General features: G+C 73.7%; 11 protein-coding genes. 6 read left to right on the forward strand and 5 right to left on the reverse strand.

The annotated features are described in order from the left end of the window. Nucleotides 1-114 precede the first annotated feature (114 nt). Genes Mco01_RS18955 through Mco01_RS18965 form a run of 3 tightly spaced genes read right to left on the reverse strand, consistent with a single transcriptional unit; the run spans nt 115 to nt 2,461 of the window. Complete coding sequence (locus Mco01_RS18955; protein ID WP_204058227.1) at nt 115-966, reverse strand: TatD family hydrolase; 852 nt, start codon at nt 964-966, stop codon at nt 115-117. Next, nucleotides 936-1,559 carry an EboA domain-containing protein gene (locus Mco01_RS18960; RefSeq protein ID WP_204058228.1) on the reverse strand — a complete coding sequence of 208 codons (624 nt, stop codon included), beginning with the start codon at nt 1,557-1,559 and terminating at the stop codon, nt 936-938. The genes Mco01_RS18955 and Mco01_RS18960 overlap by 31 nt, the downstream gene beginning before the upstream one ends. Further along, a complete protein-coding gene (locus Mco01_RS18965; protein ID WP_239103736.1) occupies nt 1,559-2,461 on the reverse strand; it encodes a sugar phosphate isomerase/epimerase family protein in 903 nt (300 codons plus the stop codon). Before Mco01_RS18965 ends, Mco01_RS18960 begins: the two co-directional genes overlap by 1 nt. Before the next feature lie 518 nt (nt 2,462-2,979). Here Mco01_RS18965 and Mco01_RS18970 point away from each other — a divergent pair. Both Mco01_RS18970 and Mco01_RS18975 read left to right on the forward strand, forming a co-directional pair. After that, the gene (locus Mco01_RS18970) at nt 2,980-3,507 is read left to right on the forward strand and encodes a winged helix-turn-helix transcriptional regulator (protein WP_204058229.1); all 528 of its coding nucleotides are present in this window, start codon (nt 2,980-2,982) and stop codon (nt 3,505-3,507) included. A 299-nt stretch (nt 3,508-3,806) separates the two neighbouring features. After that, entirely contained in the window at nt 3,807-5,384 is a 1,578-nt protein-coding gene (locus tag Mco01_RS18975; RefSeq protein WP_204058230.1) for an MFS transporter, read from the forward strand. Between the two features lie 17 nt (nt 5,385-5,401). Here Mco01_RS18975 and Mco01_RS18980 read toward each other — a convergent pair whose 3' ends face one another. Next, complete coding sequence (locus Mco01_RS18980) at nt 5,402-5,959, reverse strand: dihydrofolate reductase family protein (RefSeq protein WP_204058231.1); 558 nt, start codon at nt 5,957-5,959, stop codon at nt 5,402-5,404. 136 nt (nt 5,960-6,095) lie between these two features. Here Mco01_RS18980 and Mco01_RS18985 point away from each other — a divergent pair, with 136 nt between their 5' ends. Next, entirely contained in the window at nt 6,096-6,434 is a 339-nt protein-coding gene (locus tag Mco01_RS18985) for a hypothetical protein (protein WP_204058232.1), read from the forward strand. 99 nt (nt 6,435-6,533) lie between these two features. Here the strand turns inward: Mco01_RS18985 and Mco01_RS18990 are convergent, their stop codons facing one another. Next, nucleotides 6,534-7,250 carry a TetR/AcrR family transcriptional regulator gene (locus tag Mco01_RS18990; RefSeq protein ID WP_204058233.1) on the reverse strand — a complete coding sequence of 239 codons (717 nt, stop codon included), beginning with the start codon at nt 7,248-7,250 and terminating at the stop codon, nt 6,534-6,536. Nucleotides 7,251-7,312: 62 nt separating this feature from the next. Between Mco01_RS18990 and Mco01_RS18995 the strand changes: the two genes are divergently transcribed. The 3 genes from Mco01_RS18995 (at nt 7,313) to Mco01_RS19005 (ending at nt 9,813) form a co-directional block, all read left to right on the forward strand. Continuing rightward, on the forward strand, nt 7,313-8,785 hold the full coding sequence (locus Mco01_RS18995) for a hypothetical protein (protein WP_204058234.1): 1,473 nt from the start codon (nt 7,313-7,315) through the stop codon (nt 8,783-8,785). Nucleotides 8,786-8,855: 70 nt separating this feature from the next. Then, nucleotides 8,856-9,437, forward strand: coding sequence for an NADPH-dependent FMN reductase (locus Mco01_RS19000; protein WP_204058235.1), 582 nt, complete (start codon nt 8,856-8,858; stop codon nt 9,435-9,437). A 19-nt stretch (nt 9,438-9,456) separates the two neighbouring features. Then, the gene (locus Mco01_RS19005) at nt 9,457-9,813 is read left to right on the forward strand and encodes a winged helix-turn-helix transcriptional regulator (RefSeq protein WP_204058236.1); all 357 of its coding nucleotides are present in this window, start codon (nt 9,457-9,459) and stop codon (nt 9,811-9,813) included. Nucleotides 9,814-9,827 lie beyond the last annotated feature (14 nt).

The raw sequence follows: 9,827 nt of genomic DNA on the forward strand, positions 1-9,827 counted from the left end.
CGGGGACGGCGAACTCGTCGAGCTGGCCGACCACGCCGTGCAGGTCCTCCGCGGGGTGCACCTTGGCGCAGGAGCCCAGGTGGAGGACGCGTCCGGCCGCGTCGCGCAGCCGCATCAGCTCCCCCCGCGCAGGATCGAGCTGCCCTGGAACGCCGGCTCAGGCTGGTCGGCCCCGGACAGGTCGAGCCGCCCCGACTGTCCGAAGAACTCCACGGGGTTGCTCCACATCACCCGGTCGACGTCGTCGGCGTCGAAGCCGGCGTCCAGCATGGCCCGGGCGGTCTCCAGCGTGAGCAGCGGATCGGAGTGGCCCCAGTCGGCCGCGGAGTTGACGAGCACGCGCTCCGGGCCGTGCCGGCGCAGGATCTCGACCATGCGGGGCGGGGACATCTTGGTCTCCGGGTAGATGGAGAACCCCATCCAGCACCCCGACTCCTTGACGATCTCCACGGTGAGCTCGTTGAGGTGGTCGACGAGGACCCGGCCCGGCGGGATGCCCGACTCCGCCGCCACGTCCAGGGTGCGGCGGGTGCCGCGCGCCTTGTCCCGGTGCGGGGTGTGCACCAGCGCCGGGAGGTCGTGCTCGATCGCGAGGGCCAGCTGCCGGGCGAACGCGTCGTCCTCCTCCGGCGTCATCGAGTCGTACCCGATCTCGCCGACCGCGACGACGCCGTCCTTGTCGAGGTAGCGGGGGAGCAGGTCGAGCACCGGGCGGCAGCGCGGGTCGTTGGCCTCCTTCGGGTTCAGCGCGATCGTCGCGTGGTGGCGGATGCCGAACAGCCCCGCCCGGTACGGCTCCCACCCGAGCAGCGAGTCGAAGTAGTCGGCGAACGAGCCGGGGTTGGTGCGCGGCTGACCGAGCCAGAAGGCCGGCTCGACGACGGCGCGGACGCCGGCGGCCGCCATCCTCCGGTAGTCGTCGGTCGTGCGCGACGTCATGTGGATGTGCGGGTCGAAGATGCGCATCGGGCCTCCTTCTGCTGAGTCAGGCGGTCGAGCAGGGCGGCGGCGTCGGCGGGCACGGCCCGGCCCGCGGCGGCGCGCTCGCCGGCGAGCCCGGCGAGCATGACGGCGAGCTCGGCGTCGGCCCGCTCGTCGAGCCCGTGGACGCCGTCGAGCGGCACGCCGGTGAACACGCACTTCAGCACGGCCTGCCGCCACGCGGCCTGGTCCAGGTGCCGGGCGGACGGGCCGAGCGCGGCCCGCAGGAGCCGGGCGTCGTTGGTGCGGATCGCGTCCCGCAGCAGGAGCACGGCCTCGGCGCCGACCGGGAGCAGCGGCAGCGCCTTGAGCACGGCCAGCTTCTCGTCCGCCGTGCCCTCGGCGTACAGGACGGCGACCCGCTCGGTCAGGTCCTCCGGCGGGAGCGCGGCGAGCAGCAGCGCGCGGGCGGCCTCGTCGGCCCGCCACCCCGGGGCTCCGTCCAGTGGCGCCCGGCCGGCGCGGCGCCCGGCGGACGCGAAGTGCCGCCCGATCGCCCCGGGGCGCCGCGCGACCTCGGCGCGCGCCTCGGTGACCCAGTCCTGGCCGAGGACGTCGAGCAGGCCGTAGGCGTCCATCAGCGGCTCCCTTCCCGCGCGGCCTCCTCCGGCCGCGCGGCGTCCCGCGCCGCGGCCCAGGCCGCGCGGAGGCGGGCGATCGAGCGGGCCGCGACGTCGGGGGCGGCGTGCGAGTGGCGGGGCAGCTCGACCGCCACCAGCCCCCGGTATCCCGATCCGGCCAGCGCGGCCAGGACCGGCGGGAAGTCGATCTCGCCCTCGCCGAACTCCAGGTGCTCGTGCACGCCTCGGCGCATGTCGTCGATCTGCACGTTCACCAGGTGCTCGGCCACGGACGCGACGCACTCCGGCACGGGGCCGGGTTCCAGGCAGCGGCAGTGCCCGATGTCGAGCGTGACGCCGAAGCCCGGCGGCCGGCCGAGGGCGTCGTACAGCCGCCGCCAGCCGGCGATCGTCTCCACCAGCATCCCCGGCTCCGGCTCGAAGCCGAGCGGCACCTCGGAGTGCTCCAGCAGCCGCGCGCACCCGTCCACGAGCCGATCCCAGGCCACCTCGGGCGGCACCGCCTCCGGCCGCACCCCGGCCCAGAACGACACGGCCTCCGCGCCGAGGTCGGCCCCGATGTCGGCGGCCCGCCACAGGAAGTCGAGCCGCCGCTCCCGCTCGTCGTGCAGCAGCGTCGGCGCGTGCTTGCGCCACGGGTCGAGGAGGTAGCGCGCGCCCGTCTCGACGACCACCCCGAGCCCGAGGTCGCGCAGCCGGTCCGCGACGGCCGCGACCCTGCGGGCCGCCCCGGGGGCGTACGGGTCCAGATGGTCCTGGTCGAGGGTGAGCGCCACCCCCTCGTACCCGAGCGAGGCGATGACCCCCAGCGCGTCCTCCAGCCGGTGGTTGGCGAATCCGTTGGTCCCGTACCCGAACCGGAGGCCGCCCATCTCCTCCGGATTGCTCGTGCCGCTCATGTCGGGGAGACCTTCCCCGCGAGGACTCCGCACCAGCTCGACGAGGTCCCGTACGGCGGGCCGCCCCGGCCGGTCGGCGGGCGGGGCCGGATCCGCCCGGCGGCCGGGCGTGACGAGCCCTGCGAGCCCTCTGAGCCCTGCGAGCCCTCTGAGTGCGGCCAACCCGGCGAGCGCACCCGACCGGGTGGGCGTGCGACGAACGACACCATGGATGTGGGCGCCGGGACCCGGCGCCGGTGATGCCTGCTCGCTCATCACCGGGCACTCCTTCCATGATCGTGTCCAGCGTCCTGTGCCCGCCGAGGCCGGCGGGGGCCTCGCGGACCACCCGGTCCTCCCCGATGGCCGGCACCCGCGCACCGTCCACCCGACCGCCGTGCCCCCTGCGCCACCTACGATTCCCGAGCCCATAACCCCCGCCAACCCCACAACCACCCCAGTTCGTACACCGATCGACACATCGACCAGGCCTCGACATCTGGCTTTCCTTACCACAAGTCAGCAGGTAGCCTGGGCGCATGACGGAGCTCCTCGACGAGCGCGACGCGTGGCTCACCACCAACTGCTCCATCGCCCGCGCCTTCGACGTGATCAGGCACAGATCCACCCTGCTCCTGCTCCGGGAGGCGTCGTTCGGCACCCGCCGGTTCGACGACTTCGCCCGCCGGGTGGGCGTCAGCGAGCCCGCCGCCGCCATGCGGCTGAAGGGGCTCGTCGCCGAGGGGCTGCTGGAGCGGCGCCCTTACCAGGAGCCGGGGCAGCGCACCCGGGACGAGTACGTCCTGACCCGTAAGGGCCGCGAGCTCCTGCCCGTCCTGAGCGCCCTGCGGCAGTGGGGCGACACGTGGGCCGCCGACCCCGCCGGCCCGTCCATCGTCACCGAGCACCGCGACTGCGGCGCCCCCGTCCGGCTCCGCCTGCGGTGCGAGGCCGGCCACGACGTCCAGAGCGACGAGGTCGAGCTCCGCGCCGGCCCGGGGCTGGTCCGCGCGCCCGGCGACAGCGTGCCCGCGGAGCAGGCCCCTATGGACGACGCCTCCGCATAGGCACCCCCTTACCCGGGGAACGGCCGGGTCCTCGCTGCCGCCATCCAGCTGTGCCGGGAAACGGTGGCGCCTTCAGGCCGGGCGTACGCGCGGGCTGCCTCCCCCTGTCTCGCCTGTAGGGGTCTGCCGGTCCGTGCTCAGGGGATCCCGGCCTGACTTTTATGCTTTTTAGCCAGATGGCCTTGCCTTGTCGTCCGTGGTGATGGTTCACTCGAACCCTGCTGACTTAAGTGAACAATAGTCAGCCTCTCTCGCCCGCCTCCTCCCGCGGGCGTCACGACGAAAGGTCTCCCCTTCCCATGTCCTCGAGCACTCCGGTGGCCCGCCATGCGGCCGGCGACCTCGGCTCCGCTCCGCCCAGGGGCGCGGCCGGCGTCGGCGCCCGCCGCGAGGCCCTGACGCTGATCGCCATGTGCCTTGGCACGATGATGACGTTCCTGCAGATCACGGCGTCGGTGTCGGCGCTGTCCGCCCTGCAGTCGGCCCTGCACGCGACGCCCACGCAGGTCGTGTGGATCCCGAGCTCCTACACCCTGCTCGTCGCCGCCCTCATCCTGTCGGCGGGCACGCTCGGCAACCGGTACGGCCGCAGGCGGCTGTTCCGCGCCGGCGTGCTCGTCATGGCGGCCGGGAGCCTGCTGGCCGTGGCGGCCGGATCGACCGGCGGGCTGATCGCGGCCCAGGCCATCAGCGGCGCGGGCGGCGCGCTGATCCTTCCCAACAGCCTCGCCCTGCTGGGGGCGACCTTCACCGACCCGCACCGGCGCACCGAGGTCGTCACGGCCTGGGCCGCCTCCTCGGGGATCGGGCTGGCCGTCGGCCCGCTGCTGGCCGGGGTGCTGCTGGAGCACCACAGCTGGCACGCCGTCTTCCTGTCGAACCCCGTGCTGGCGGTCGCCGCCCTCCTCGCCACCCCGGCGGTGGCCGAGTCCCGCGCCCCGGCCGCCGGCCGGCTGGACGTCGCCGGTCTCCTGCTGGGCACGGTGACCATCGCGGCCCTCATCTACGCGCTCATCCAGGGCGGCCACGACGGGTACTCCAGTGGCCCGATCGTCGTGCTGTGGGCCGTGGCCGCCGTCGCCGCCGTGGCGTTCGTCCTGGCCGAGCGCCGGGCGGCCGCGCCGATGCTGGACATCCGGCTGTTCCGGTCGGGCTCGTTCTCCGCGGTGATGGCCGTCGCCGCCGTGTCGCTGTTCGGGTTCACCGGCGTGGCCCTGATGCTGGTGCTGTTCTACCAGCGCGTCCAGAACCTGAGCGCGCTCGCCACGGGGTGGCGGCTGCTCGTGATGTTCGGCGTCTACGTGGTCGTCGCGTCTCTGGCGGGCAGGGTCATCCGCCGCACCGGCTTCAAGCTCCCCCTCGCCCTCGGCCTGGTGATCGGCGGACTGGCCTGCCTGGGACTGGCCGCGCAGCGGCCCGACTCGGCCTTCGCGCACGCCTGGCCGCTGCTCGCGGCCTTCGGCGCGGGCTGCGGGCTGATGGCGGCTCCCAGCACCGCCGCCGCCCTGGTCAGCGTGCCCGCGCAGAGCGCGGGCATGGCCTCGGGCGCGGTCAACACGTTCCGCCAGGTCGGGTCGGTGATGGGCTCCTCGATCCTCGGCACCCTGCTGACCGCCGGACTGGCCTCGGCCCTGCCCGGACGGCTGGCCGCGCACGGGGTGCCGCCCGCCGCCCGGGAGCAGGTCGTCGCGGCGGTCGCCTCGGGCCGGAGCGGGGGCGCCCCGCAGCCCGCGGCCGTCCGGGACGCCGTCGCCGACGCCTTCACCTCAGGCTTCCACACCTCCATGCTGGTGTGCGGGGTGGTGCTGCTCGTCGCCGCCGTCCTGGCGCTGGCGGCCGTGCACAACCGGCCGCACCACCGTCCCGCCGCCTCCTGAGCCGGGCCGGCCGTCCTCTACGAGGGCCGGCCGTCCTGGACGACGCGCATCCAGATGGTCGTCGCCAGCGGCGCCTGGGTCACGCCGAGGCGTTCGAGCGCGATGTCGGTCCCGCCGGGGTGGTCGAACAACCGGACGCCGTCGCCCAGCAGGACCGGGGCGACGCACACGAAGATCTCGTCGAGCAGGCCGGCCTCCAGGCACTGCCGGGCCGTGCTCGCGCCCAGGACGTTCACGTACCTGTCCCCGGCGGCCGCCTTGGCCGCGGCGACGGCGCCGCGCAGGTCGCCGACGAAGGTGATCCCCGGCGCCGGATCGTCCGGCGGGTTGTGCGTGAGCACGAACTGCGGCCCCTCCCAGCCGCCGCCGAACGGCTTGCCCTCCTTGGCGGTGCCCCGGTGGGGGTCGTCGCCCCGGAACGTCCGGTTGCCGACGAGCAGGGCCCCGATCCTGCCGATGAGGGCGTCCACCTCCGGGTTCGGGCCGATGCGCGGGGTCAGCCAGGACATGTCACCTCCCGGCCCCGCGATGAAGCCGTCCAGCGACATCGTGACCGAGTACAGCAGCTTTCCCATGGCCTGACCTCCGTCGGCGTCGGTTGCCTTCCCTCGTGTGACGCCGGATCCGCCGCAAACTCATCGCCTCCCCGTCACGATTGCCGATGGAGACACCGGTGTAATACGTTCGGAGGTGTCTACGTAGGGGGTGCCGGTGACACTGGTCCGCATCTGGCGAGGCTGGACCCGTTCCGGGGACGCGGCCGAGTACGAGGGCTACCTGCTCCGGACCGGCTTCGCGGAGTACCGGGCGACGGAGGGCAACGAGGGGGTGTTCTTCACCCGGCGCGACGTCGACGACCGGACCGAGTTCGTGCTGATCACGCTGTGGGACTCGTGGGACGCGGTGCGGGCGTTCGCCGGAGACGACCCCGGCCGCGCCGTCTTCTACCCCGAGGACGGCCGCTTCCTCGTCGAGGCGGACCTCACCGTCTCGCACTACGAGATCTTCGCCTCCTCGCCGAGCCCCGGCCGGGGTCCAGCGAACCTCTAGGCCCCGGCGCCGTCGCCGCGCCGGGCTCACGCGGGCGTGGCGCCCGTCGCGCGTCCTCGCGGTTGGGGTTCTCCATCGGACGACCGCCCCGGACCACGCTCAGCGGGCGGGCAGCCGGCCGGCGATGCCGTCCAGGAGGAACTCCAGCCCGAGCGCGAACTGCTCGTCCGGCGTGGGTCCCGCCGGAGCGGCCAGCCAGCCGGTCAGGTGCGGGAGACGGCCGTCGGCGGCGGCCAGGCCGTGGAGGGTCGCGATGGCGGCGTAGAGGGTGGCGGCGTCGTCGAGGCCGTACCGCTGGGTGAGCCGGGCCTCCTCGGCCTCCTGCAGGCCGGTGCCGGTCACGTGCCGGTCGATCATGGCCGCGTACGTCATGGCCTCGGCGAGGGTCGCGCCGCGCCCGGCCAGCACGGCGAGCATGAACTCCAGCCGGCGCATCATGTGCGGCCCCGCCGGGGGACGGCTGTGGACCAGCTGCGCGAACCACGGGTGCCGCCGGATCATCTCCCGGGACCGCAGCGCGATCTCCGCCAGGTCGGCCCGCCAGTCGGGACCGGGCCGGTCCGGCACGGGGATCTCGGCGGTGGCGGCGTCGAGCATCAGGTCGACCAGCCCGTCCTTGCTCCGCACGTAGCGGTACAGCGCCATCGACGTGTAGTCGCCCAGCCGGGCCGCTATCGCCTTCATCGTGAGCGCGTCGAGCCCGGACTCGTCGGCGACGGCCATCGCCGCGGTCACGATCTCCTCCCGGCCGAGCGCGCGCCGGCGCGGCGGCGGGGGCTGGGTCCAGATCAACGGGATCGGGGTGGACTCGCGCATGTTCCGAGTATACGGTCTAAACTTAACGTTTATCACGTAAACTCTGGAGAGAGGCGAGACGGATGCCCGAGACCACCGTGGAGACGAGCACCGCGTTCGAGCCCGAGGGCGTCCGCCTGGGCGTCGTCCGGGGGATCAGCTACGGGCTGTTCGGCAAGCCCGACGAGTTCGTCCCGCAGGCCCGCGCCCTGGGAGCCGGGCTGGTCCGGGCCTACGTCTACTGGGGGCAGGTCGAGCCGGAGCCCGGCCGGTACGCCTGGGACGTCGTCGACGCCCTGCTCGCGCAGCTCGACGGCGACGAGGAGGTGTGGCTCACCCTCTGTTCGAGCTCGCCCTGGGCCACCCGCGTGCCGACCGACTTCCTCCCGCCGTCCCCGGCCCTCGACCTGGAGGCGTACGGCGCGTTCGTGCGGCGGGTGGTCCGCCGCTGCGCGGGCCGGGTCCGGTACTGGCAGTGCGACAACGAGCCGAGCAACACCGGCCTGCTGTGGGCCGGCACGGCGGAGGAGTACGTCGCGCAGCTCCGCGTCCTGCACGCCGCGGTGCGGGAGGCCGACCCGGCGGCCGCCGTCGTGCTGGGCGGCTGCGGGTACGACGTGCTGAGCGGGCAGGAGGGGAGCGAGCCCCGGCGGTTCTTCGACCACGTGGTGTCCGCGGGCCGCGACGCCTTCGACCTGTTCGACGTCCACCTGTACGGCGAGGCCGCCGCGGCCCCGGCGCACATCGCGTTCGCCCGCGATCTCATGCGCCGCCACGGATATCTCAAACCGGTGGTCGTCGGCGAGTACGCCGCCCCGGTGCCGTTCGAGTTCCCCGAGGCGCAGGCGGTCATGTACGAGGCGCTCTCCGGCGCGTTCGCGGACGTGCCGGAGGCGCAGAGCACCTCCGAGCTCGCGGAGCGCATGGGACGCGACACCCCCGAGCGGCGCGCCATGTCGGCCCTGTACGACCGGATGGCCGAGCTGCCGGAGACGCTCCAGATGTTCCTCGCCGGCTGCCCCGGCGAGCTGGAGGACAGGCGGCACCGGATCAACGCCCGCCAGCTCGTCATGTGCACGATGCTGGCCCTGGCCGAGGGGGTCCGCCGCACCGTCTACTGGAACCTGGCCCCGGAGGTCCCCGGCCCGCTCGACCCCCGTCAGGTGATGCACCTGATGTTCGGCAAGCTCGTGCTGCTCGACTACGAGGGGACCACGCTCGGGGTCCGCCGCCCGGCGGCCGGGGCGTTCGCCCTGCTCGCCGAGCGGCTGGCCGGGGTGCGGCGGGTGCGCCGCGCCGAGACGCCGGGGTCGCCGGATCTGTACGCCTTCGAGGTCGAACGCGAGGGCCGGGAGCCGCTGCTGGTGCTCTGGCGGGGGCGCGACATGGTGACCGGGGAGGACGAGCCGCCGGTCCCTGTGGACCGGCCGTGGCCCGCTCCCGCCGCCATCGCGGTCGACGCCCTGGGCGGCACCCCGCCCGTCGAGGTCGCGGGCGGACGGCTCCGGCTTCCGGTGTCGGTGACCCCCGTCTTCGTGACTCCGTCGGGCAACTAAGGATTAATTAGCAACTCAGGATTGCTGATAGAACTGGAACGCTGTCGCTCACCCATTGAGGAGTCCTGTCATGGCCACTTTGAAGATCATCGTCGCGAGCACCCGTCCCGGCCGCGCCGGCCTGCCCCTCGGCGAGTGGGCCAGGGAGCAGGCGGTGGCGCACGGCGGGTTCTCGAAGGTCGAGGTGATCGACCTGGCCGAGGTGAACCTGCCCTTCATGGACGAGCCCAACCACCCCCGGCTGCGGCAGTACACGAAGCGGCACACCCACGAGTGGAGCGCGGCCGTCGACGAGGCGGACGCGTTCGTGTTCGTGACGCCGGAGTACAACCACGGCTACAACGCCGTGCTGAAGAACGCCCTCGACTACCTGCACCAGGAGTGGCAGTACAAGCCGGTCGGCCTGGTCAGCTACGGCGGGGTGGCCGCCGGCACCCGGGCCGCCCAGCAGCTCAAGCAGGTGCTGACGGCGCTCAAGCTGACGCCGGTCTACGAGGCGGTGGCCATCCCGTTCGTCCATCAGTTCATCGACGAGGAAGGTACCGTGGTGGCCAACGACAACATGATCACGTCCGCCAAGGCCATGTTCGACGAGCTGGCCCGGCAGACGGAGGCGCTGCGCCCGCTGCGCGAGGGGGCGCTCTCCGCATGACGAGACGACCGGGGAGCCCATGAACGATGTCCAGCGTGTCTGCTCGCGCTTCCACGCGGCCATCGAGCTGATCGGAGCCCGCTGGACCGGCGCCATCCTGCGTGCCGTCTTCACCGGCCGGCACCGCTACGCGCAGATCAAGGCGGCCGTGCCGGGGGTGAGCGACACCATGCTCGCCCAGCGGCTGCGCACACTGGAGGACGAGGGGGTCCTCGAGCGCCGGGTCCTGCCCTCCACCCCCGTCCAGGTCGAGTACCACCTCACCCCGAAGGGGCGCGACCTCGACGAGGCCATGGAGGCGGTGCGCGCCTGGGCGGACAAGTGGATCCCCGCGAAGGGGCCGCCGGACGAGTCCGCCGCCGGACACGGCGGCTGACCGCCCTCCCGCCG

Source organism: Microbispora corallina, from assembly GCF_016863035.1.
Classification (GTDB): domain Bacteria; phylum Actinomycetota; class Actinomycetes; order Streptosporangiales; family Streptosporangiaceae; genus Microbispora; species Microbispora corallina.